The organism is Rhodococcus sp. WB9 (genome assembly GCF_007558985.1).
Classification (GTDB): Bacteria; Actinomycetota; Actinomycetes; order Mycobacteriales; family Mycobacteriaceae; genus Rhodococcus_F; species Rhodococcus_F opacus.
Window position 1 is genome coordinate 2,266,546 of sequence record NZ_CP041769.1, and the last position, 23,706, is coordinate 2,290,251.

Below are 23,706 nucleotides of genomic sequence, written 5' to 3' on the forward strand. Positions count from 1 at the left end.
GGTCAGTCCGGTGAACCGGTGACGAGCCACCCGCAGGGCGAGGCGAGATCATCGGCCTCCGGCGGTCCCATGGATCCCGCGGGGTACGGCTTGGCCGGGGGAGGGTCACGCAGCAGCGCGTCGGCGACGGTCCAGACGTGCGCCAAGCCGTCGGGGCGGGTGAACAGTGACCGGTCGCCGTGCAGAACGTCGAGGATGAGCCGCGAATACGGTGCGAGGGCGTGGGCGAGCGGTACCGTGTCGAGCGGCAGGCCCAGGTGGCCCACCGACAGTGTGTCGTCGGGTCCGGGTTCCTTGACGACCATGGAGATGTCGATCTCGCCGTCCCCGGACAGATCGAACGTCAGGACGGCGCCGTCCGGCGGAATGTCCGAGAGCGGTCCTCGAGGACTGCGGAAGACGAGGCTGACCCGTTGTCGGCTGACGCCCAGCATCTTTCCGGTCCGGAGGAGGAACGGCACCCCACGCCAGCGGTCCGTGTCGACCCACAACCGTGCGGCGACGAACGTCTCCGTCGTCGAATCGTCTGCGACACCGTAAACGTCGCGGTACCCCTCGTACTGGCCGAGCACCACGTCGGCCGTGTCGAGCGGACGGAACGCCCCGATCACGGTTTCCCGGGCGGATTGGAGATCGTCGGCGCCCAACGTCTCCGGCGGCTCCATCGCGATCTCGGCGGCGACCTGGAACAGGTGCGTCACCAGCATGTCCAGGACGGCACCGGTGGCGTCGTAGAACCGGGCGCGGTCGTCGATGTCGAGTGTCTCGGGCACGTCGATCTGTACCTGCTCGACGTGTTCCCGGTTCCAGACGCCTTCGATCAGCCCGTTCGCGAAGCGCAGGATGTGCAGATTCTGGGTGCTCTCCTTGCCGAGGAAATGATCGATTCGATAGATCTGCTTCTCGTCGAGGACGTGGTGCACGGCTTCGTCGAGCTCGGTGAACGCCTGGTGCGACGTCCCGAACGGTTTCTCGTACACGACGCGTGCGCCACGGGCCAGGTCGTGAGCGCCGAGCGCGCGGGTGGTCTCGGCGAACGTGCTGGGTGGCAGGGCCAGGTAGTGAACCAACTGCGCGTCTGCCGCGTCGATGTCGTCCCGCGCCTGCCGAACGGCTGCGGGGAGCGTTCCCGGGTTGTCCGGGGTGAAACCGCCGCCCGCGAATCTCAGCCGCCGGGCGAACGTCTCCCAGTCTGTGTCGTCGTGCGGCACTCCGAACTGGTTTACGACGTCGCGCACGTGGTCGCGGAACTGATCGTCGGAGACGTTGCCCCGGCCGGTGCCGATCAGCATCCACTCGGAGTTCAGGAGCCCTGACCGAGCGAGCTGGAAGAACGCGGGGAGGACCATGCGTTTGGACAGGTCCCCGGTGGCACCGAAGAGCACGAAGATCGTGGGACCGAGCTGCGGTCTGTCAACCATTGTCCCATCATGCGCCACGTGGGCGCACCGGGCAGGGCATTCCGGCGGTGTCGTCGGGTGCGTTAGGTGACTTCTACCCGGACGTCGGGAGCGACCTGCGGCGAACTCGTTGCTGCCCAACGACTCCGGTGATCAGCGGGACGCGTCCGGTGGGACCTCCGGCAACCCCTCGCTGGCGCGGAGTTTCTCGGCCATCGTGGTGAGCAGGTTCTGCGACTCTTCGGAGAGGTCGAACGCGCGGCTGGAGAGCTTGCGAAGTCCGTATCCCTGGAGTTGAGAGAGAAGCTCGAGATCGTGATCGATCTTCGCGGCGTAGATGTCGTTGAAGAAGTAGTCGGGCTTCACCTTGAAGAAGCGGGCGAACGCCGCGACCGTCTCGTCGGAGGGGTTGGTGCGTTGTCCCGACCGGAGCTGGGAGATGTAGGGCTTCGAGATCTGGTGTCCGTCTGCGATGAGTGCCGCCGCGACCTCGGCGTTGGTATGCGGTTTACGTCCCGGAGGGTGGACCGTGTCGAAGAGCTTGTTCAACCGCGCAGCAAAATCTGCCATTGTGAGCCGCCGGGTCCTCTCTCGTGCGGGCGTCAGTCGTGTGAACGACACCGTACCACGATGATAACCGATTGATAACTCACGGACATAGAGGCAAAACGTCGTCCGCCGCCTCCGTGCTTATCTCATATATGTTTCAACGATCGCCTGTTCGTCGCTCGCGGATCGCCGACATTTCGGGAGCCCTCTGTGCTCGTCACGCATGCACTACCGTTTGAAAGTTCAAGAGAGGCGCGGAGGTGGGGTGACTGGAGCCCGCCGGGCCGGTTGTGGTTGCCGGGCCGATTGTGTGGTTGCTCTTTCAATCACTGAGAGTTAGCTGGCAACGTCGCAGGGGTGTGCGCCGTCAGGCTGCCCGGTTAATATCCCCAGTTCAGGGCCACTGTGTTGCGTTGCGCATCGCAACGTGGAGAGGTCGCTCGCGGCCCGCGGGGCCTCGTGAACACTACTGTGAAGTTGTGGCATCCGCGCGGGCGCCAGGCCGCGCGCCCCCGATTAGCGTCGCGGCCGCCGCGTGCACTTCGCGGGTTCGCGCCGCCTGGTTGGACGAGTGTCCAGCTCAGTCGGGGTTGTGCCGCTCCGGTGCACCCCACGAGTCTGGCCAAATCTGAAGCCGTCGGGGATGATTGTGATATGGAACACAGAATGAGTGACGCCGAGCTTCGGAAGGCGATTCGAGTTCTGCGCGAGCGCGCCGACGACGCCCGGCACCGAGGAAACGACGACGACGCCAACGGAATCGAGAGGACGATTCGTACCTATCAGGAAGAAATGACCCAGCGGTTGTGAACCGTCACGAACCGGCCCGGAGAGGGCCGGTTCGCGTTTTCCTCGGGAAAGGCACCGCTGCGGTTGCGTGCGCGCAATCAGATTGCGTGCGTAGACTTCCAGCCGACACGGATCGGTGACGACGGGGGCGCGCACGGCTATGGCGATCAAGACGCTGGACGGCAAGAAGTGCCTGATCACGGGTGCAGGTAGCGGGATCGGACAGGCGACCGCCCTGGCGGCCGCGGCGGAGGGCGCCGAACTCTTCCTCACCGACATCAACGAGGTCGGCCTGGCGCAGACGGTCGAACAAGTCGGCAGCCGCGGGGGCACCGTCAGTTTCTCACGTGCCCTCGACGTGTCCGACTACGACGCCGTCGCCGCATTCGCCGCCGATGTCCACGATCAGTTCGGCAGCCTCGACGTCGTCATGAACGTCGCCGGTATCTCCGCGTGGGGGACCGTCGAGAATCTCGAACACCGCCACTGGAAGTCCATGGTGGACGTCAACCTGATGGGTCCGATCCACATCATCGAGAGCTTCCTGCCCCCGATGGTGCGGGCGGGACGCGGCGGTCACCTGGTCAACGTCTCTTCTGCCGCCGGCTTGCTGGCGCTGCCGTGGCATGCCGCCTACAGCGCAAGCAAATTCGGGCTCCGCGGAGTGTCCGAGGTTCTGCGGTTCGATCTCAAACGGCACGGCATCGGTGTGAGCCTCGTTGTTCCCGGCGCGGTCAAGACACCGCTGGTGGGCACGGTCGAGATCGCCGGGGTCGATCGCGACGACCCGCGCATCCAGAAGGCGATCCATCGCTTCGAGAAGCGGGCCGTCACGCCCGAGAAGGTCGCGTCCTGCATCATCGCCGGCATCAAGAAGGACCGGTACCTGGTGTACACGTCGCCGGACATCCGGTTCGGCTACTGGTGGGCGCGCAAGTTCTCGCCGCCGTACGACTTCGTGATGCAGCGGGCGAACGACCAGTTCAGCAAGTTCCTGTAGGAGCTAGAACTCTCCGCCTGGGACCGGGGCGCTCGGGGCCAGTACCGTCCCGTCGGTGAATCGGACGCCGTCGGTGCACCGGCACTCGACCTGTCCGCCACCGAACTGCTCGGCGTGCAGTCGCGCGTACAACCCTTGTCGTGCAAGGAGTTCGGTGTGCGTGCCGCGCTCGATGAGCGTTCCCTCGTCGATCACGAAGATCACGTCGGCGTGCTGAATGGTCGACAGCCGGTGGGCGATCGCAAGGGTGGTGCGTCCGCGCATCACCTCACCGAGAGCGCGCTGGACGAGTCGCTCGGAGACCGTGTCGAGCGCGGACGTCGCCTCGTCGAGGATCAGTACGCGGGGGTTCTTCAGCAGCACCCGCGCGATGGCCAATCGCTGCTTCTCGCCACCGGACAGGCGAAATCCTCTTTCGCCCACCAGGGTGTCGTATCCGTCGTCGAATCCGAGGATGCGGTCGTGAATGTTGGCGGCCGCGGCGGCGGCCTGCAGTTCGGCATCGGTCGCGTCCGGTTTGGCATATCGAAGGTTGTCCGCGATCGAGGCGTGGAACAGATACGGGTCCTGGGTGACCATTCCGACCGCCTCGGAGAGCGAGCTCATGGTCAGGTCGCGCACGTCGTAGCCGTCGACCCGGACGGCGTCACTGTCGACCTCGTACAGGCGCGGCACGAGGTAGCAGAGCGTGGTCTTGCCCGCGCCGGACGGACCGACGAAGGCGGCGAGCTGACCCGGCTCGATCTCCAGGGACGTGCCCGCGACCGCCCAGCGCCGGCTGCGACGTTCCGCCGGTTCGGTTTCGGGCGCCGCGGCCGGGAACCGCGGCGCGACGGTCGCGACGCCGCGCATGCCGCCCCCGCCGCCGCGACCCAGACTGCGCAGCGCCACCGGGTCGGGATCTGCGGTGGCCAGCCGGACGGGCGCGGGATACGCGAAGTACACGTCGTCCAACTCCACCCGGCCGGGGGAGTCCGCAGGCAACTCGACGGCCTCCGGGCGGTTCACGATCGCGGGCTGCAGGTCGAGGTACTCGAAGATGCGGCGGAACAACGCCATCGACGTCTGGACGTCGAGGGTCACCCGCATCAGCGAGACCAACGGTTGCAGCAACCTGGCCTGCAGGGTCGAGAACGCGACGAGTGTGCCTGCCGAGAGAGCCGCGGAACCGCCGCTGACGAGATACCCCGCCAGCAGGTAGACGAGAGCGGGCGTGATCGCCATGAACGAGCTGACGACGGCGAAGAAGCCCTGACCCGTCATGGCCTGCCGCACCTGAAGCTCGGTCTGCCGCGCGTTCTCGGTCCGATATCGGTCGAGTTCGGTGTCGGCCTGGTTGAACACCTTCGTCAGCAGCACACCCGAGACGCTCAGCGCTTCCTCGGTAATGGCGGTCATGTCCGACAACGACTCCTGCGTCTTGCGCGCCAGAACGCGTCGCCGGGCGCCGACCCGCCGCTGCAGGTAGACGAAGCCGGGAAGCAGTGCGACGGCGAGAAGCGTCAGCTGCCACGACAGCAGCAGCATCGCGATGAGGGACGCCGTGACGGTGACGACGTTCGACAGGATACTCGACGCCGTGGACGTGAGAACCGACCGCACCCCACCGACGTCGTTGGCCAGCCGCGATTGGATCGAGCCGGTTTTGGTGGAGGTGAAGAACGCCAGTTCCATCGTCTCGAGGTGGGCGAACAGACGCTTCCGGAGATCCGCCATCGACAGGTTGCCGACCTTGGTGGTGAGGTAACTCTGGCCGACGCCGATCAACGAACCCGCGAGCGTCACCGCGATCATGGTCACGACCAGCCACAGCAGCAGTGTCAGCTGGACACCGCTGCCGTCGGTGGGGAACAGTGCGCGGTCGAACACCGCCTTCGTGAGGAAGGGATTCACGATGCCGAGCAGTGATGAGACGACGATGGCGGCCGCGACGAGCACCAGCCACCCGCGGTACGGACGCAGGAGCGCCCAGATGCGGGGGAGCAGCGAAGGCTCGGCGGGTGCCTCCGAAGCCTGCTGTGTGGATGTGGGACCGGTCGCGGGCATCTCCCCATCGTGCCCATCCCCCGCAGTCCTGGCGAGCCGATTCGACGCGGCCCGTCCTGATGCTCCGGTCCGGTGGTTACGGTAGGTCCCCCTGCTCGGGGATGCCGAGTTCGTCTCGCACCGCGGAGAGGAAGTCGTCCTGGGCGCTCATCCCGGCCTGGAAGTGGTCGGCGAACTGTTGTTGGCGGGTGGACAGGGTGTCCGCCGACACGACGTCATCCGTCGCGAAGTCGGTGCTCAGCCAGCCGATGGTCTCGGATCCAGCCAGATACTCGACCACCATTCGCCGTGCCGATTCCACGACCGGTTCGGATCCGATCAACTCCACCGCCGTGAACTTCGAGACGAGGACGATGTTCTGTTGCGGTAGCGGACGGAGGACATCGGCGATCATGGTCAGGAGATCGGTTCCGTCGAAATGGTCGAAGGCCACCGAGACGGAACCCGAGGTGATACGCACCTCGTTGGCGGCGGTCAGGAGTTCCGAGTAGATCTGCTGCCGCTGCGTTCGCAGGAACTCGTTCGACGATTGGTTCACCGTCGCCTCCACCTGATTCGACGTGTTCAGCAAGGTGAACACGCCTCCGCACACGGAACCGATCAGGGTGCCGACGACGGCCATCGAGGCCACGAGCATGCTGAGCCGAAACTCGTTGCGCCGCCCGTCCATTCGATCGACGGGCTTCACACCCTCACGCTCGTTCATCGTCCTGCTCCTTCGGCCCACCACCGGTTTCCCCGACTTTCCCGTACGGCCGGCGTCTCGTCGCGCGTAGTCGACTACTCGGGTTGTGGCACCCTGTCGAGGAGCAGGGTGTCGTCGCTGTCGGGCACGTCCGTCGACGGCGGTTCCTGCCGGGCAGCCACCTCTTTCCGCCTGCGGCGGGCGATCTCACCGCGGATCTGATCGGTTATCCTGCGAGTGGCGGTCTGGATCAGCCGGCCCCGCGGATTGTCCGGCAACCCCTCCCGCGGCCAGTGCCGGGCCGCCGCGAGCAGCGCTTCCCGCACCGCGTCCTCGGATCCCTCGAAATCACCAGACCTACGCACGAGCGCACCGAGGAGCTGCGGCGCGAGTTCGCACGGCAGGCCCTCGATTTCGGCGTCGGTTCTCACAGATCGGTGTCGGGTGCGCCCATCACCTGACGCACCTCGATCGGATGCTGGATCGGTACCCCGTCCGGACCCGGTGCCGCCGACGTCTGCACGGCGATCTCCAGCGCCCGCTCCTCCGATTCGACGTCGACCATGCGGTACCCGGCGAGCAGTTCCTTCGATTCGGGGAACGGTCCGTCGGTCACAACCGGAGCGCCCTTGCCGTCGAATGTGACACGTTTCGCGAGGTCCGGTCCGGCGAGCCCCTGAGCGTCGACGAGTTCATTCCTGGCGACGAGCTCCGCGTTGAGATCCTGCTGGAACCGGATGTGCGCCCGCACGTCCTCCGGCTTCCGCTCGGTCATCGGCACATCGCACCCCGCGCCGCCCTCGTAGTGCTGCAGCAACATGAACTTCGGCATCTCTGTCTCCTCACCCGGTGTGGCGCCCATTCTGGCGCTTTCGGGAACAGGACGAAGCACATCCGAGGTTCTCGACATCCTTCGGGAACCTTTCGAGGAAATCTCTCTCAGCGGTGCCCGGCGTGCAGGCAGTCCTCGAACAGGGTGCGCACCTCGTCGACGTGCCGGTCGAGATCCGCCAGGTCCCAGCCGACGGTCGGCACGGGTGCGAGGACGTCGACGTCGACCGTGCCGGGGTGCGCGACCAGCGAGTTCCGCCACATCCGTTCGCCCGCGTTGTGGATGACGATCGGCACGATCGGCACGCCCGCCTGCATCGCCAGGTGGAATCCGCCCTTCTTGAACCTGCCGAGGCGCGGAGTCGGCGAGCGGGTGCCCTCGGGGGCGATCGCGATGGAGATGCCGGACTGCAGTTTCTCCACGGCCGGGCGGAGGGCCGCCCTCGCCTTCGTGCTGTCCGCCCTGTCGATGTACGCGACGTCGAGCAGAGCCCCCACGGGAATGAACCGGGGATCCCGCGCGGCCTCCTTCTTCGCGACGCCGGTGACATCGCGCCGGATGACGCTGCCGATCACGAGCATGTCGAGCGAACTCTGGTGATTGAACATGAAGACCGCGGGCCTGGCCGACCACGCGTTCTCCTTGCCCTTGATGCGCACGTTGATCCCACAGATAGCGAGCGCGAGATCCGGGCCGAAGCTGCCGACCAAGTTGGCGCCCGTCTGCCGGTTCTGGGTGAGCAGGCCGGCGGAGACACCGAACGCGGCCGCCCCCATCAGAGCGCCGATCGCGGTGGTGGTGCGGGCGATGGACATCGGGTCGGCGCCGCTCTCCGGAGGTCGCAGATTCACCGACGGCCACCCGTTCTGCCGCGCGGTCGCCGCCAGCTTGCGGTCGGGATTCAGTGCCACGGGATGTCCCACCGACTTCAGCATCGGAACATCTTCTGCGCCGTTGGAGTACGCGAAGCTGTCACCCAGATCCGCTCCGTGCTGGTCGGCGTACTCGCGCAGTGCCTCGGCCTTGGCGGGACCCCACAGCGGCGGCGATTCGAGCTTCCCGGTGAGCATTCCGTCCAGAACCGCGGGCCGGGTACACAGCACGTCCTCGGCGTCGATGTCGAGGTCCGCGGCCACCGACAGTGCCTGATAGGGGGTGGCGGAGGTGGCCATCACCACCCGGTGACCGGCGTGCCGGTGCGCGGCGAGCAGTCCACGGACCTCCGAGAAGATCATCCTCGCGATCTCCTGGCGGAACAGCCGCTGCCCCCACTCCTGCATCTCGTCCTCCATGCGCCCGGCCAGGCTCTGCACACCGATGCGCATCAGGTTGCCGACATCGGCACCCCGGAAGCGGGTCTCCACCGCGGCGCCCGTGGTGCGCAGAAGCTCGGCCACGCTGATGTCGAAGCGACGCAGGCGATCCCGATAGACGACGCTCGCGGAGTACCCGCTGATCAAGGTGCCGTCCAGATCGAACGCGGCGAGGGTGCCCGGGCCGGGAACGGCGGCCGCGATGTCGTCGTGGAGACTGCGGAGATCGCTCATCTACTCACCTACCACCCATCTGGTCGAGATTCTCGTGCGCGATGGCCCGGATGCGCAGCACCCGATCGATCAGGGTCTGGAGTTCGGCCTCGAACTCGACCCGCCGGGCCGCCATGTTCTCGGCATTCGGTTCGACCAGGCCCCGGTTTCGTGCCAGCTTGAGCGCGGTCGTGAAGAGCTCGGCCGAAATCGACTCGCTGCTCCCGATCTGCTGCCGGAGACGGCGCTGCTCCGCGAGCGCGAGGCACGACGTCATGAAGGCCTTCTCGTCGAACTTCCGATCCACCGGAGTCCGGAGCAACTGGCCCGCGACCACGGCGTACGCCTCCAGGAACGGCTGCAGAACCCGATGTGCCAGATGAATCCGCATCCCGGACAACAGGTTCGCCCCATGCTGCGGGTCACCCAGATTCGACTCCCACGCCGGGTCGATGAGATCCAGTTCGGTCCGGAGTTCCTTCCGGAAGCTGTCCTTCTCGCTGAAGAAGAATTCGAACTTGAGGAGATCGCGAATGCGCAGTGCCGCATCCCATCCGTCGTTCAGCGGATCGGTGAACTGCTGATCGGCGGCCGCTCGCAGCACCATCTCCGCGATCGCCCGCATCACCAGGAAGTGAATCGTGTTGTTACGGTAGAACGCTGCCACGAGATGCTGATCCCGGCCGAGGTAGAACACCCGCTCGCTGCCCTGATCGAAACTCCGCAGCACCCCGGAATCGAGGTGGGTCCGCACCGCCTTGCGGATCACCTGCGGATCGGTCAGGTCCACATCGCCCGCGGTCGGCAACGAGCGCGCGGTGATGTAGTCGACGAGCGGCCCGAGGATCCCGCCGACCTCGGCGACGGTGAGCGCGCGGTCCTCGATGCCGAGAAACGCGAGCATCACGAGCGACGACGCGGTGACGGGTGTGACCTCGTTGATGCGGTGACACACCTCGAACGCCGTCTTCTGCACCGCCAGCCGCAGGTCGTCCTCCTGGCCGAGGTAGTCCGCCAGCGACATCGGCCTGCCGACGTTGACGTGCGCGACACCGTGCCGTTGACCCTGCGCCCGAACGTATCCGAAGAGCCAGCGCAGACTCTCCTTGCTCTTCGCCTGGCCGTGCGCCTCCGCCGCCATCGCTCCGACCTCGTACAGCTGGTCGTAGGTCAGCGACACCGGGACGAGGTACACGTCCGACATCCCGCTGTCCTGGAAGGCCTTCGCGAGGTAGTTGAGCAGACCGAACCGCGGCGGCCGCAACTTCCCGGTGCGGCTGCGCCCGCCCTCGATGTACCACTCGAGGTTGAACCGCTTGGTGAGCAGGTAACGCATGTACTCACGCAGCGTCCACTTGTAGATCTCGTCGCCGTCGAACTTGCGGCGAATGAACACGGTGCCGCTGCGCTTGCCGATCGGTCCGATCGGCCAGAAATTGATGTTCAGACCACCCATCACATGGTTGAGCGGAAGGTCGTTCGCGAGCAGCGCCGGGCGCAACACCAACGGGTCGAGGTACGAGCGGTGGCTGGGCAGGAACACCAGGGAATGTTCCTTGTTCAGCTCCCGCAGCTCGTCGAGCCGGGTGGTATCGACGTCGAGCCGGTAGGCGCGGGAGAAGTACCGGCCCAACTGGTCCCACAGCGCGATGGCCCGCCTGCTCTGCGCGGCGACCATCTCGTCCAGTGCCCCACGGGCTCGGCGGTCCACCTCGGCTACGGGGAGGTTCAACTTCGCGGACAGCTCTCGGGTGCCGACGTGGTACCGGCTGGCGTCGGTGATCTCGTCCACGACGAACCTCGACACCTTGTACTGCGTACCCAGCAGGGTGCGCTCGGCCCGCTCGAGGGTCAGCGCGGCCTGGCGGCGGATGAAATCCGGAAGCGACCCGCCGCCGTTCTCCGCGAGCCGCCGTTCGAGGTCGCTGAGCGGAGCCGGATCGCCTTCCAGAACCTGGCACCGGGCCGGGTCGTCGCGCATCACCCGGCGCTGCATGTTCTGGCCGGGGTGCAGCGGATCACGCAGCGACAACGTCTCCCGGAATCGTTGCGCGCCGTCCGGATGGGTCTCCTTCGGCAGCCACACCACCCGCAGCGGGGTGAGCAGCGGATCATCCTTCCGGCGCACGAGATCGGCGAGGGCCTGGTCGGTGACGCGGACCGTCGGAGGCGGCTGACCGGAGTCGTTCGCCTGTCGCTCCAGCCACGTGCGGAGAACGTCGTCCTCCATGTCGCTCATCGTCTCGATGAGGTAGACCCGCGGCCGTGTCCTCTGCTCGTCCATCACGCCAGCCTTTCCTTTCACCCGCGGCCCAGTTCGACGATCTCGTCGAGACTCTCCTGCAGGCACGACATGAACCGCGCCGGCTCGGTGACGGCGGCGGTGTCGAGATTGACGCCGATGCAACACGTGCCGACGTGGGAGACGAGGGTGGCCATGACCGCGCAGCCGGGGGCCGGGCCGAACGGGAACATCCGCTCGATCCGGGCACCCGCGAGGTACACGGGCACGGGGACACCGGCGACGTTGCTGGCCTGTAGATCGAGTCCCGTCGACTGCGAGAGGTACCAGTTCGCCAGCACCACCGTCGGAAGCCGGACCAGGAGCGGGGCGGCCGAATCCAGCAGTCCGAGTGCGGGTTCCTGGCGCAGCCCCAGGATGATCGCGCGCACCTTCTCGATCCGCGCGACGGGGTCGCGCTCACCGACCGGTCCGGCGAATCGGGCCGCGGCGAACCGGTTGCCGCCCGTGGGATCCGACGCCGAACGCATGCTCACCGGCATGCCCACCGGAATCGTCTCGAGGTCGTGGCCGAACGATTCGTGGTAGCGGCGGAACCCGCCCAACAGGGCCGCCACGTACGCGTCGTTCAACGACCCGCCGGCGACGTGAGCGGCGGAACGCAGTTCGTCGACACTCACCTCGAGCACCCCGAACCAGCGTCCCAGTCCGCGGTCGCGGAGCAGGTCCGAACCCGTGGTCGGGGGAGGGGTCACCACCCTGCGGATGGAGTTCGCGTAACCGGCAACCTCCGTGACACTGCCCACCGGATCACCGACGACGGTCATCGCCGTCCGCACCGCGCCCCGGATCAGGCCGCCGAGACGACCGGGAGCGCTGCGCACGTTGTCGAGTGCCTGCTCGAACAGGGCGCCGCCGCCCGACATCTGCTCCGGTAACGGCGCAGGGCGATCCGGTTTGTCCGGCGACGGTTCGGGGCGCCTGCTGTGCAGCAGCGTCATCAACTGGATGCCGCCGAGACCGTCCGTGATGCTGTGGTGCGTCTTCACCACGTAGACGGCGCGGCCGTCGTCGAGTCCCTCGATGAGCATCGCGCTCCACGGCGGCCGGGCGCGGTCGAACGGCTCGGTCGCCATGTGCCTGCACATCCGCAGCGCGTGGTCGAACGTCGCCGGCTCCGGCAGGCGCACCCGCGACAGGTGATAGTCGAGATCGAACTCGGGGTCGACCGACCACATCGGGTTGCCCAGCCGCAACGTCGGCTCCACCACCCGCATCCGGATGCGCGGCACCATGTGCGACGCCCATTCGTGGGCGCGCACCAGCCGGTCCCAGTCCGGCGGCTTGTCGAGCACGTCGACCGCGACGATCGGTGAGCGCAGCTTCGGCTGCACCTCCTCCATCCGCCACATCCCGGTCTCGAAGTCGGACATCGTGCGGTCCGCTCCCCAGGCGACGTCGGAGAAATCCACGTCGACGGCACTCGGCGGTATCAGAGGTTCGCCGTCGGCCATGCCCACCCTCATTCGGTTGCTCGAGTTGCCCTCAGCTGCTGCTTTTCCAGTGTGGACCCGCCCCGCAGATCGCGTCCCTGGTTCCGGCGGATTACGCACCGGACTTTCTGTCCAAGGTGAGGACGTGCCGACTCTCCACCACGCGACGCTCGACAGGATCGACCCGGCCACGCTCTACCGGATCATGGTGCTGCGGACCGACGTGTTCGTCTTCGAACAGGGCATCGTGTCGGAACCCGAACTCGACGGACGCGACCTCGAACCGACCACCGCCCAGTTCTGGGCGGAGGAGGACGGCGAGGTTCTCGCGACACTGCGGGTGCTGGCCGACGAACCGACACTGCATCTCGGACGGGTCGCCACCGCCGCCCCCGCCCGGGGGCGGGGACTCGTGGGACAACTGCTCGAAGCCGTGTTCGAGGCGTTCCCGGCACCCATCGAGATCTCCGCCCAGGCCTACCTCGAAAACTGGTACGGCCGTTACGGTTTTCGCAGAACCGGTGAGAACTACCTCGAGGCGGGCATCGACCACATTCCGATGAGGCGCTCCGCGCCCGTGCGTGGTTGACGAGTCTCCGGACTCCTTCATCACTCACGGAGTTGTCGTAGGCTGCCGACATGGCGAAAAGCTTCGAATACTCCGAACAGATCGCGTACCCCCTCGACCGGGTGCACGCGACGGTGACGGATCGGGCGTTCTGGCAGCATCGGTTCGAAGAGGCGCCGGAGAAACTCACTCTCGACGACAGCCGCGGCCCCGGCACCCTGACGGCGACGATGCGCGACACCATCGGCGCGTCGTCCCTCCCCGGGCTCGTCCGCAAAGTCGTCTCGGGTGAACTGAAGGTCGAGCGTGCCGACGAATGGGGTGCACTCGACGGTGACCGCGCCGACGGCCGGATCAGTGGCAGCTCCACCGGGATCCCGGTGAAGATCGAGTGCACGTCGGTGCTCCGCGCGTCGGTCGACGTCACCGTCCTGGATGTAGCCGGATCGGTGCAGGTCAAGATTCCGCTCGTCGGCGGACAGATCGAGTCCCTCGTCAGGAAGCTGGTCGGCGACATGGTCGGGCAGGACCGTGACGCGATCGAGAAGTGGCTCGGCGACAGCTGACGCTCACACCCCGGACGCCGGGCCGTCGAGTTCGACGTCCAGCGTGCGGGCACCCGGTCCCGCCGTGCCCAGCCGGTCGTGGGTGTTGACGATCGCGCAACTCCCGAGCGACAGGCACCCGCAGCCGATGCAGCCGGTCAGGTTGTCGCGGAGCCGGATCAACTGCTCGATCCGCTGATCCAGATCCGCGTGCCACCGCGTCGAGAGCTTCTCCCAGTCCTTCCGGTTCGGCGTGCGGCCCTCGGGAAGGGTCCCGAGGGCGTCCCGGATCTCGGCCAGCGGAATCCCGACCCGCTGGGCGATGCGGATGAACGCGACCCGCCGCAGCGTGTCCCTGCGATAGCGACGCTGATTGCCGGACGTCCGCCTGCTGGTGATCAGCCCCTCGCGCTCGTAGAAGTGCAACGCCGACACCGCCACGCCACTGCGCTCCGACAGCTGTCCCGGCGTCAGTTCCTTGGCTCTCCACTCGGGCATCTCCACGACAGGCAACCTTTCACCGGTTACCTGAACAATACTCGAGGTCAGTCGCGGCGGAGATGTCCGTGCAGGTGGTGCGTGAGCGGAGTCAGGTCGTGCGCCATCCACAGGTCGTACGTGAGGTCGCCGCCGCGCACCGACAACTGTCGCCGGATGCTGTGCACCGGTTTCGCGTCCGGCGACGCGCTCAGCGCCACCATCGACAACTCGATGGTCCCCTCCCGGATCTGACCACGGTGGATCTCGGTGAATCCGGTCGGCTGGGCCACGAGCAGTTCCGCCTCGTCCTCGGCGACGAGCCGCAGGAACCCGGACTCCGAGTGCAACGGCCGCCCGCTGCCCGCCTCCCGTGTCCGAGACCGGTACGCCAGGAACGGTTTACCGGTGGGGGCGAATTCGATCTCCTCGGTGTACGCGAAGTTGTCGATCGTCGGGTACGCGCCCTCGCCCTCGCCGCGCCACAGACCGGCGAACGGTGCCAGGGCGGAGGGAACGGACGGAAGTGGGGGCGTGTTCGCAGACGAACTCGCCGCCGCATCCGAGTGCGCCGGCGAGAGAGTCGAGTTCTCGTCCATGAGATACCTCCGCCGTTTCACGGTACTCGCCTGCGGCGCCGAGGGACACGGTCGGCCGCGAAGTGTTTGAGCGTGCCTGCCGGGCCCGCCGGCATTACCGTCTAGACATGAATGCGTCCGGTTCTGCACCGCTGGGGGCCAACTCCGAAGTCGGGCAGCTGCGTGCCGTCCTCCTGCACCGGCCCGGGGACGAACTGAAGCGGCTCACGCCCCGCAACAACGACCAACTGCTCTTCGACGGACTGCCCTGGGTGGACCGCGCGCAGGAAGAGCACGACGCGTTCGCGGACCTCCTGCGCTGCCGCGGCGTCGAGGTCCTGCTGCTGTCCGACCTGCTCACCGAGACGCTCGGCGCCAGCGGCGCCGCCCGCATACAGGGCATCGGCGCAGCCGTCGACCCGCGCAAACTCGGGCACACCCTGGCGCAGGAACTGGCCGCGCACCTCCGCGGTGTCGCGGCCCCCGAACTCTCCACCATCCTCACCGCGGGGATGACCTTCGACGAACTTCCCGTCGCGGCCAACACGGCGTCGCTGGTCCGGCGCATGCACCACGGCGGCGACTTCGTCATCGACCCGCTGCCCAACCTGCTGTTCACCCGGGACTCGTCGTTCTGGATCGGACCCCGCGTCGCGATCACGTCCCTCGCCCTGCCCGCCCGCGTCCGCGAGACGTCCCTCACCGACATCATCTACGCCCATCACCCGCGCTTCCGTGGCGCCCGGCGCGCCTACGAATCCCACACGGCTCCCGTCGAAGGCGGCGACGTCCTGCTCCTCGCACCGGGAGTCGTCGCCGTCGGAGTGGGGGAGCGCACCACGCCGGCAGGCGCCGAGGCGTTGGCGCGCAGCGTCTTCGAGGACGAACTGGCACACACCGTGCTGGTGGTGCCCATCGCGCAGGCCAGGGCGTCGATGCACCTCGACACCGTCTGCACGATGGTCGACCACGACGCCGTCGTGATGTACCCGATCATTCAGGACACTCTGTCGGCGTTCACCATTCACCGCGAGGACAAGGGCGTGTCGATCCGAGGAGCGGACCCGTTCCTGACCGCCGCCGCCGCGGCCATGGGCATCGGCAAACTGCGCGTCATCGACACCGGACTCGATAACGTCACCGCCGAACGCGAGCAATGGGACGACGGAAACAACACGCTCGCACTCGCACCCGGCGTCGTCGTCGCGTACGAACGGAACGTCGAGACCAACGCCCGGCTCGAGGCGTCGGGAATCGAGGTACTGCGGATCGCCGGTTCCGAACTCGGGTCGGGCCGCGGCGGACCCCGCTGCATGTCCTGTCCGGTGGCCCGCGACCCGCTGTAGGCGGCTCCGCCGCCCGTGCGCCTTTCTGGTAGTCGGAGCAACCAGAAAGGCGCACGGGCGCGCAGCGCCTAGAGGACCTCGCGGACCTTCTCGGCCGGGCGGGCGAGGACGGTGCCCTTGTCCGTCACGACGATCGGTCGCTCGATGAGGATGGGGTTGTCCACCATCGCCTCCAGCAGTTCGTCCTCGGACGCCTCGGCGAGCCCGAGCTCCTTGAAGACGGCCTCCTTCTTACGGATCGCCTCGCTCGGCTTCAGCCCGGCGTCGTCGAGAAGTTTGCGCAGCCCGTCCCGCGAGGGCGGGGTCTCGAGGTACTTCACGACGGTCGGCTCGATGCCCGCGTCCCGGATCAGTCCGAGGACGGTGCGGGACGTGTTGCATCGCTGGTTGTGGTAGATGGTCGCGGTGTTCGCCATACCCGACATTCTGCACCGGGGAACAAACGCGCCCGCAGGAAGCGCTGAACCTGAGGTAGCAACTCGTGAATAGTCGACGAAAGAGGGAGATCGATCATGGCCGAGCACAGGGATGCGACTCCGCGGCGCATCGTCATTGCGGGTGGACACGGGAAAATCGCCCGTCACCTCATCAAGATTCTCACCGCGCGCGGTGACCGAGCGGTCGCGCTGATCCGCAACCCCGATCACGAGCACGAGGTGGCGGTGCTCGGCGCCGAACCGGTGGTGATCGATCTGGAGACGGCGAGCGCGGACGACGTGGCGAAGACGCTCGTCGGTGCGGACGCCGCGGTCTTCGCCGCAGGCGCAGGCCCGGGCAGCGGTATCGCCCGCAAGGACACCGTCGATCGCGGGGCCGCGGTTCTCCTCGCGGACGCCGCCGAGAAGGCGGGAACGCGGCGATTCGTCCAGATCAGCTCGTTCGGGGCGGGGGAGCCGATCCCCGAGGGCACCGACGAGGTGTTCGCGGCCTACCTCGTCGCGAAGACGGCCGCCGAGGAAGACCTGCGCGCCCGGACCCACCTCGATTGGACGATTCTCCGCCCGGGCGGTCTGCTCGACGACGACCCGACGGGTCACGTCACGCTCACTGCGCCGCCGCTCGAGCGCGGCACCGTCCCGCGCGCCGACGTCGCCGCAGTGATCGCGGCGCTTCTGGATCACCCGGAGACTGCGAAGAAGACGCTCATGCTGACGTCCGGTCCGACGCCGATCGAGGAGGCCGTCGCCGCGGTGTGAGCATTGCGGCGCCGCAACTGCGCAACTACGGTCTGATACAACGTGTGGAACAACGGAGGTGGCGCCGGCCGTGGACATCGACATCGATCCGGATTCGTCGACCGCCCCGTTCGACCAGTTGCGATTGCAGATCATCGAGCAGGTGCGCAGTGGGCAGCTGATCGCGGGAACGAAGATCCCCACAGTCCGCGCGCTCGCTGTCGAGGTGGGTCTCGCACCGAACACGGTCGCCAAGGCATACCGGGAACTCGGCGAGCAGGGTGTCATCGAAACCCGGGGCAAGCAGGGCACGTTCATCGCGAGCGGCGGTGACCCCATTCGTGCCGGGGCCGAGAAGGCCGCAACAGGGTATGTGCAGGAACTGCGGAAGCTGGGGGTGTCCGACGAGGAGATCCTCGGCTTCGTGCAGTCCGCTCTCCGCGGCGCCGAATGAGGTCGGCGCCGTATCCAGAAGGTGTGACCCCAGAAAGGTAGACGCTCGGTATGGCTTCCGCACTCTTCCGCGACCTCGCACTACTGATTGCCCGGATCGGACTCGGCGTCGTCTTCGTCGCGCACGGCTGGCAGAAGTTTTTCGACTACGGAGTGAAGGCCACACAGGCGTCGTTCGCGGACATGGGCATCCCACTGCCCGACATTTCGGCTGTTGCGGCCGCCACTATCGAACTCGCGGGTGGATTTGCTCTCATCGTGGGAGTGGCCACACCGATCGCCGGAATCCTGCTGTTCCTCGACATGCTCGGAGCGCTGATTCTGGTGCACGCGGACAAGGGCGTCTTCGTCGTGAACGGAGGGTACGAACTCGTCGTCGCACTCGGCGTCGGGTCGCTACTTCTCGCCGTGATCGGTGCCGGACGCCTCAGCATCGACGGGCTTCTCGGAAGAGGCTCGGGATGGGGAAAAACCGCAGCGTAACGATACTGCCCGCTGGATCTCGATTCGGTGTGAAGCGGTGGGCTAGCTTGCTTTTACCATCGAAAATGACCAACGTAGTTGTTCATGGCAATGAATACTGATCTGCCTGATCAAGGTTCCGAGACCGCTGGCACGAGCGCCGGCGGAGGGCTCACACGGGTCGGTGTTCGCACCGACCACGTCGTGTTCTCCGCCGCTGCCGCCGCGGTCTCGGCAATCGTCGTCTGGGGGCTCGTGGCCCCCGACAATCTCGACTCCACGACAGGTAAGGCACTCGACTGGCTGGTCACCGACATGGGCTGGTTGTTCGTCCTGTCGGCGAGCGGGTTCGTCCTCTTCTCACTGTGGCTCGCGTTCAGCAAGTTCGGTCAGATTCCGCTCGGCAAGGACGGCGAGCAGCCCGAGTTCCGAACGGTCAGCTGGATCGCGATGATGTTCAGCGCCGGCATGGGCATCGGATTGATGTTCTTCGGTGTCGCCGAGCCGCTCGCGCACTACGTGACACCACCGCCAGGGTCTAGCGGTGGCATCGGAACTGCGATGGCCACCACCATGTTCCACTGGAGCCTGCACCCCTGGGCGATGTACGCGGTTGTCGGACTGTCGATCGCGTACGGCTCGTACCGCAAGGGTCGCAAGCAGCTGTTCAGCTCCGCATTCATCCCACTGCTCGGCCGCCGTGCGGAGGGGCCGATCGGGAAGTTCATCGACGTCCTCGCAATCTTCGCGACGCTGTTCGGCACCGCCGCTTCGCTAGGCCTCGGCGCACTGCAGATCGGTTCCGGCTTCCAGGTCGTCGGGTGGATGTCGCAGGTCAGCACGTTCCTGCTGGTCGCCATCGTCGCCCTGCTGACCCTCGCGTTCGTGGCGTCCGCCGTGTCGGGTGTCGCCAAGGGAATCCAGTGGCTCTCCAATACCAACATGGTGCTCGCCGTCATCCTGGCCCTGTTCGTGTTCGTCGTGGGGCCGACGGTCCTGATCCTCAACCTGCTGCCCACGACGATCGGCGCCTACGCCGCGCAGCTCGCGCAGATGTCGGCCCGTACCGGAGCGTCGTCCGATCCGGCGACCGGCGAATGGTTGTCCTCGTGGACCATCTTCTACTGGGCGTGGTGGATCTCCTGGACCCCGTTCGTCGGCATGTTCCTGGCGCGCATCAGCCGCGGCCGCACCATCCGCCAGTTCGTGGTCGGTGTGATCGTGGTGCCGAGCGCCGTGAGCCTCGTGTGGTTCGCGATCTTCGGTGGTGCCGGAATCAGTGAGCAGCGTGACGGAATCGACCTCGCCGGGCAGGACACCCAGGAGGGGCAGCTGTTCGGCATGCTCAATCACCTGCCGCTCACCGGCATCACGACCGTCCTGGTGATGGTCCTCGTCGGGATCTTCTTCGTCTCCGGCGCCGACGCCGCATCGATGGTGATGGGCACCCTGTCGCAGCGCGGTTCGCTGGAACCGCAACGCTGGGTGGTCGTGTTCTGGGGTGTGCTCACCGGAGGCGTGGCCGCGCTCATCCTGTGGACCGGCGGCGACACCGCGCTCGACGGACTGCAGACGATGACGATCATCGCCGCGGCGCCGTTCGTCATCGTGATGATCGGGTTGTGCTTCTCGCTCTACAAGGATCTGTCCCGCGACCAGATGATCGTCGACGGCCGGGAGATGCGGAGAGAGATGCGGAGGGTGGCGGCGAAACGTCGTCGCGACCGGATCTCGTCCCGCTAGAGCACTAGAGAAACAGTCTGCGAGCCGCTCGGTGTCCCACGGGACCCGGGCGGCTCGACTCATTCCGGGGTCAGCGCCAGCTGGGATAATTCCGGGGTCAGCGCCAGCTGGGATAATTCCGGGGTCAGCGCCAGCTGGGAAGCCACAGTTGGTGCTGCCACGCGTCCGGGGTGATCGGGACGGCCGTGAGGATCGGCCACAACCAGATGAAGTTGGCGACCACGAGCCCCACATAGAGGCAGACGGCGAGCAGGCCGGTGGTCCGGCGTTCGAACGACGCCTTCGCGCTTCCCAGGATGTCGCCCAGGACAAGCGCGAGACCCATCACCATGAATGGCGCCAGCGCCACCGCATAGAAGTAGTACATCTGGCGGTCCAGGGTGGTCAGCCACGGCAGGAACGCGGCGCCGTAGGCGGTGAGGACGGTGGCGTACCGCCAGTCCTTCCGCACCACGGTCTGCCACAGTGCCCACGCGAGCATCGGCAGTGCCAGCCACCACATGGCGGGTGTCCCGATGAGCATGACGGCCTTGACGCAACTCGACGCTCCGCAGCCGGTGACGTGATCGCCCTCGGCGAAGTAGTACAGCATCGGGCGCAGACCCATCGGCCACGTCCACGGCTTCGACTCCCACGGGTGATGATTGCCCGCCGAATTGGTGAGGCCTTCGTGGAACTCGAGGACGTTGCCGCTGTAGTACCACAGCGAGCGGAGCGCGCCCGGCACGAACGACCAGGGGCCGCCCGTCCCGATCTCGTTGCCCACGGCATGCCGGTCCACGCCGGTCTCGCTGGCGAACCACGCCCAGTAGCTGGCGAGATACACGAACAGCGGCACGACGACGAGCGCGTACAGCGCCGGGCCCACGTCGCGGACGCCGGCACCGAACCACGGGCGTCGCACCCCGTAGGCGCGCCGGGCCGACACGTCGAATGCGACGCTGAGCAGCCCGAAGAACACGATGAAGTAGACGCCCGACCATTTGGTGCCGCACGCCAGACCCAGCATGATCCCGGCGCCGAACCGCCACCAGCGCACTCCGAGGCGTGGGCCCCAGTCGCTGTCGCCGATCCGGCCCTCGTCGTATACGCGGGCCATCCGCTCGCGGACCTGGTCGCGGTCCACGATCAGGCAGCCCAGAGCGGCGACGGCGAACAGTGCCAGGAAGATGTCGAGCATGCCGAGCCGGGAGGACACGAACGTGACGCCGTCCGCGACCAGCAGGATCCCGGCGAGGCCGCCGATCAGAGTGGATCGGGTGAGCCGGCGGACGATGCGGATCACCAGGAGGACCATGATCGTGCCCGCCACCGCGGAGGCGAAACGCCAGCCCCAGCCGTTGTAGCCGAAGATCGCCTCGCCCATCGCGATCAGCTGTTTGCCGATCGGCGGATGCACCACCAGCCCGTAACCGGGATTGTCCTCGAGCCAGCCGCCGGTGAGCACCTGCCAGCCCTGCGGCGCGTAGTGCTTCTCGTCGAACACGGGAGTGCCCGCGTCCGTCGGGTAACCGAGCATCGTGAACCGGGTGATCGCCGCGATCACCGTGACGAACAGGGTGACCACCCAGCCGCGGGCACGGTCGACGGGACCGAAGTCGGGGGGCGGCACGAGCGGCGCCGGTCCGACCATGGACGGCTGTCGTGCGGAGGGCGTCGGTCGCTCGTCCGTCAGCATCGTCACGCCGCAATCGTAGGCTGTGGGTCATGACTGGTCGCCTAGTGCTCGCCGCAACACCGATGGGGGACGTGGGTGACGCCTCGCCGAGGCTGCGTACGGCGCTGGAGACGGCAGACGTCGTCGCCGCCGAGGACACCCGCCGCACCAAAGCCCTCGCCTCCGCTCTCGACGTGACGATCACCGGCAAGGTCGTCAGCTTCTACGACCAGGTCGAGACGGCCCGGCTGCCCGCGCTCGTCGCCGAAGTCGCGTCCGGCAAGACCGTTCTCCTCGTCACCGACGCCGGCATGCCCTCGGTCAGCGACCCCGGGTACCGGCTGGTGTCGGCGTGCGTGGCCGAGGATCTGGCGGTGACGTGCCTGCCCGGACCGTCGGCCGTGACGACGGCGCTCGCGCTGTCCGGGCTGCCCGTCGAACGGTTCTGCTTCGACGGCTTCCCACCCCGGAAGCAGGGCCAGCGCAAGACGTGGTTGCAGGCACTGGTCGCCGAGCAACGCGCCTGCGTGTTCTTCGAGGCGCCGCACCGGCTCGCCGACTGCCTGGCCGACGCGGTCGAGGTGCTCGGTGGAACCCGCCGCGCCGCCGTCTGCCGGGAACTGACCAAGACGTACGAGGAGGTCCGCCGCGGCACCCTCGCCGAGCTCGCCGAGTGGGCCGCCGAAGGTGTCCGCGGCGAGATCACGGTGGTGGTGGAGGGTGCCACGCTCGTCGCGTCCGACCCCGCCGACCTCGTCGACGAGGTGGAGCGACTCGTCGCGGACGGCACCCGGCTCAAGGACGCGTGCGCGCTCGTCGCCACCACCGGTGTGTCGAAGCGGGAACTCTACGAAACGGTGCTGGCCTCCCGGAAGGACTAGGCGGCCTGCGAGCGTTACCGCCGGAGGGCACGCTCCCCGGGAGCCAGCGAGGCGTCGTCGGCGGCCGCCTGCCCGGCGTACCAGCCGGTGGCGTCGACGGCCCTGCCGCGCGCCTTCTTGGTACGCGGAAACAGACGGTCGAACTCGGCGTCGACGGCCTCGGACTTGGTGGCCAGAATCGGGAGCAGATCGTCGACGGGAATCGACGCCTCGTCGGCGGCTTCGGCCGTGGCCCGGCTGTCGGCGTCGCGCAACCGCTGCCCGATGCGACTGGCGAAGCCCGCGAGGAAACCCTTGCGGAACGACGTGGTGCGGGAACCACTGCGACTGTCGGCGTCCGCGAATTGCATTGCGCGAGTCGCCTGCACGAGCAGCGACGTGAACAGCATGTCGACCTGCTGGAGGTCGAGGGGGGTTCCGACCACGGTCGCGATGGCGAGGGAACTGAACCACACGGTGCGCACCCGGTTGGAGTCGCCGATCTCGGTGAGAAGGTGCACCTTCTCCTTGACGTACGGATTCTCCAGGTGGATGCGGCGACTGTGCACCGCCGTGTTGCCCACCCCGTTCTGGGTGTGGAGGAGAGCGGCGTTGATTGCGTAGCGCGTCATCAATTCCTGCGCCTTCGCGGTGAAGATCTCCGCCTCCTCCGCGAAATCGGTGGCCTCGGCCTTCGCGAGCAAACCGCGGATCCTGTTGAGCACCTTCGCGTCGGCCTCGGTCTCGCCCGGCACCGCCGCGGCCGTGTCGGCGACCCGCACGACCGGCCACGTCGACGGCGGGGGAGCGAGCACCGTCCAGCCGGGCAGATTCGTCCACGTCAGCGACAGGTCGGTGAGCTGGTAGACGGAGTGGTACGGGTCTTCGAACAACAGTCCGGCCGCGAGCGCTCGAACGTCGGGACCGTCGACCGGAACCCGCCCCGCCAGGTGCGACGCGCCTGGATACTGCTCGCCGATGGTGCGGAGTTGCTCCACCCAGTCCCGCGGCGCCCGGTGCACGGCGCGCGTGCGCTCCGCCTCGTGCAGCACCAGGGCCGCCGCCAGCGCCGCCTCGGACGGCTCCTTCGATCTCCGCGCCAGATGCACGACGTCGGCGGGCTGCCACCCACGCTCGTACGCGGCCGACAACTCACCCATCAGGGTGTGGACCGCCGCTGCGGCCTGAGGGCTCACTTCGTCGTCGAACACGCGCGCTCCGTTCCCGAATCCACCGTGAGGAGATCGAATGTATGTTCTATTCGGCGTCATGGGGGAGAG

24 protein-coding genes are annotated in these 23,706 nt (G+C 67.2%); 10 read left to right on the top strand and 14 right to left on the bottom strand.

Translation table 11 applies throughout. The features are described 5' to 3' along the window. Positions 1-2: 2 nt before the first annotated feature. Positions 3-1,421, bottom strand: a complete 1,419-nt coding sequence (locus tag FND50_RS10550) for a glucose-6-phosphate dehydrogenase (NADP(+)) (RefSeq protein ID WP_144285718.1) — start codon at positions 1,419-1,421, stop codon at positions 3-5. A gap of 132 nt (positions 1,422-1,553) precedes the next feature. Continuing rightward, positions 1,554-1,970 carry a helix-turn-helix domain-containing protein gene (locus tag FND50_RS10555; RefSeq protein ID WP_005238699.1) on the bottom strand — a complete coding sequence of 139 codons (417 nt, stop codon included), beginning with the start codon at positions 1,968-1,970 and terminating at the stop codon, positions 1,554-1,556. A gap of 645 nt (positions 1,971-2,615) precedes the next feature. Between FND50_RS10555 and FND50_RS36060 the strand changes: the two genes are divergently transcribed. After that, positions 2,616-2,759, top strand: a complete 144-nt coding sequence (locus FND50_RS36060; RefSeq protein WP_005561362.1) for a hypothetical protein — start codon at positions 2,616-2,618, stop codon at positions 2,757-2,759. Between the two features lie 139 nt (positions 2,760-2,898). Next, positions 2,899-3,738 carry an SDR family oxidoreductase gene (locus FND50_RS10560; RefSeq protein WP_005255390.1) on the top strand — a complete coding sequence of 280 codons (840 nt, stop codon included), beginning with the start codon at positions 2,899-2,901 and terminating at the stop codon, positions 3,736-3,738. Positions 3,739-3,741: 3 nt separating this feature from the next. On the opposite strand, the gene FND50_RS10565 is transcribed toward FND50_RS10560, so the two are convergent. The 7 genes from FND50_RS10565 to FND50_RS10595 form a co-directional block, all read right to left on the bottom strand. Next, the gene (locus tag FND50_RS10565; protein WP_144285719.1) at positions 3,742-5,784 is read right to left on the bottom strand and encodes an ABC transporter ATP-binding protein; all 2,043 of its coding nucleotides are present in this window, start codon (positions 5,782-5,784) and stop codon (positions 3,742-3,744) included. A 76-nt stretch (positions 5,785-5,860) separates the two neighbouring features. After that, positions 5,861-6,490, bottom strand: coding sequence for a hypothetical protein (locus FND50_RS10570; RefSeq protein WP_144285720.1), 630 nt, complete (start codon positions 6,488-6,490; stop codon positions 5,861-5,863). Between the two features lie 74 nt (positions 6,491-6,564). Then, a complete protein-coding gene (locus FND50_RS10575; protein WP_222105603.1) occupies positions 6,565-6,900 on the bottom strand; it encodes a sigma factor in 336 nt (111 codons plus the stop codon). Next, positions 6,897-7,301, bottom strand: coding sequence for a YciI family protein (locus FND50_RS10580; protein WP_144285721.1), 405 nt, complete (start codon positions 7,299-7,301; stop codon positions 6,897-6,899). The genes FND50_RS10575 and FND50_RS10580 overlap by 4 nt, the downstream gene beginning before the upstream one ends. A 107-nt stretch (positions 7,302-7,408) precedes the next feature. Next, complete coding sequence (locus FND50_RS10585) at positions 7,409-8,848, bottom strand: HAD-IB family hydrolase (RefSeq protein ID WP_054248090.1); 1,440 nt, start codon at positions 8,846-8,848, stop codon at positions 7,409-7,411. A gap of 4 nt (positions 8,849-8,852) precedes the next feature. After that, entirely contained in the window at positions 8,853-11,111 is a 2,259-nt protein-coding gene (locus tag FND50_RS10590) for a glycerol-3-phosphate 1-O-acyltransferase (RefSeq protein ID WP_144285722.1), read from the bottom strand. Between the two features lie 17 nt (positions 11,112-11,128). Continuing rightward, complete coding sequence (locus tag FND50_RS10595) at positions 11,129-12,583, bottom strand: wax ester/triacylglycerol synthase domain-containing protein (protein ID WP_054248092.1); 1,455 nt, start codon at positions 12,581-12,583, stop codon at positions 11,129-11,131. Between the two features lie 124 nt (positions 12,584-12,707). On the opposite strand from FND50_RS10595, the gene FND50_RS10600 reads away from it, so the two are divergent. Both FND50_RS10600 and FND50_RS10605 read left to right on the top strand, forming a co-directional pair. Continuing rightward, positions 12,708-13,151, top strand: coding sequence for a GNAT family N-acetyltransferase (locus FND50_RS10600; RefSeq protein WP_144285723.1), 444 nt, complete (start codon positions 12,708-12,710; stop codon positions 13,149-13,151). Between the two features lie 50 nt (positions 13,152-13,201). Next, positions 13,202-13,696, top strand: coding sequence for a DUF2505 domain-containing protein (locus FND50_RS10605; RefSeq protein WP_144285724.1), 495 nt, complete (start codon positions 13,202-13,204; stop codon positions 13,694-13,696). 3 nt (positions 13,697-13,699) lie between these two features. On the opposite strand, the gene soxR is transcribed toward FND50_RS10605, so the two are convergent. Then, on the bottom strand, positions 13,700-14,179 hold the full coding sequence (soxR, locus tag FND50_RS10610) for a redox-sensitive transcriptional activator SoxR (protein ID WP_065490007.1): 480 nt from the start codon (positions 14,177-14,179) through the stop codon (positions 13,700-13,702). Positions 14,180-14,220: 41 nt separating this feature from the next. Next, positions 14,221-14,751 (bottom strand): FABP family protein, encoded by a 531-nt coding sequence (locus tag FND50_RS10615; RefSeq protein WP_065490011.1) that lies wholly within the window; start codon positions 14,749-14,751, stop codon positions 14,221-14,223. 107 nt (positions 14,752-14,858) lie between these two features. Between FND50_RS10615 and arcA the strand changes: the two genes are divergently transcribed. After that, positions 14,859-16,076: an arginine deiminase gene (gene arcA / locus FND50_RS10620; protein ID WP_144285725.1), complete on the top strand. Its 1,218-nt coding sequence runs from the start codon at positions 14,859-14,861 to the stop codon at positions 16,074-16,076. Positions 16,077-16,144: 68 nt separating this feature from the next. Here the strand turns inward: arcA and arsC are convergent, their stop codons facing one another. Continuing rightward, the gene (arsC, locus tag FND50_RS10625; RefSeq protein ID WP_037203440.1) at positions 16,145-16,501 is read right to left on the bottom strand and encodes an arsenate reductase (glutaredoxin); all 357 of its coding nucleotides are present in this window, start codon (positions 16,499-16,501) and stop codon (positions 16,145-16,147) included. An 87-nt stretch (positions 16,502-16,588) separates the two neighbouring features. Here arsC and FND50_RS10630 point away from each other — a divergent pair, with 87 nt between their 5' ends. From FND50_RS10630 to FND50_RS10645, 4 genes are all read left to right on the top strand, one after another. Continuing rightward, positions 16,589-17,272: an SDR family oxidoreductase gene (locus FND50_RS10630; RefSeq protein WP_144285726.1), complete on the top strand. Its 684-nt coding sequence runs from the start codon at positions 16,589-16,591 to the stop codon at positions 17,270-17,272. A 58-nt stretch (positions 17,273-17,330) separates the two neighbouring features. Then, on the top strand, positions 17,331-17,705 hold the full coding sequence (locus tag FND50_RS10635; protein ID WP_005238723.1) for a GntR family transcriptional regulator: 375 nt from the start codon (positions 17,331-17,333) through the stop codon (positions 17,703-17,705). Between the two features lie 50 nt (positions 17,706-17,755). Continuing rightward, complete coding sequence (locus FND50_RS10640) at positions 17,756-18,187, top strand: DoxX family protein (protein WP_144285727.1); 432 nt, start codon at positions 17,756-17,758, stop codon at positions 18,185-18,187. A gap of 90 nt (positions 18,188-18,277) precedes the next feature. Next, a complete protein-coding gene (locus FND50_RS10645) occupies positions 18,278-19,909 on the top strand; it encodes a BCCT family transporter (protein WP_260851027.1) in 1,632 nt (543 codons plus the stop codon). Positions 19,910-20,033: 124 nt separating this feature from the next. Here FND50_RS10645 and FND50_RS10650 read toward each other — a convergent pair whose 3' ends face one another. Beyond that, the gene (locus FND50_RS10650; protein ID WP_144289024.1) at positions 20,034-21,542 is read right to left on the bottom strand and encodes a dolichyl-phosphate-mannose--protein mannosyltransferase; all 1,509 of its coding nucleotides are present in this window, start codon (positions 21,540-21,542) and stop codon (positions 20,034-20,036) included. A 74-nt stretch (positions 21,543-21,616) separates the two neighbouring features. Here FND50_RS10650 and rsmI point away from each other — a divergent pair, with 74 nt between their 5' ends. After that, the gene (rsmI, locus tag FND50_RS10655) at positions 21,617-22,447 is read left to right on the top strand and encodes a 16S rRNA (cytidine(1402)-2'-O)-methyltransferase (RefSeq protein WP_144285729.1); all 831 of its coding nucleotides are present in this window, start codon (positions 21,617-21,619) and stop codon (positions 22,445-22,447) included. 14 nt (positions 22,448-22,461) lie between these two features. Here the strand turns inward: rsmI and FND50_RS10660 are convergent, their stop codons facing one another. Beyond that, complete coding sequence (locus FND50_RS10660) at positions 22,462-23,637, bottom strand: DUF2786 domain-containing protein (RefSeq protein WP_144285730.1); 1,176 nt, start codon at positions 23,635-23,637, stop codon at positions 22,462-22,464. Positions 23,638-23,706: the final 69 nt, after the last annotated feature.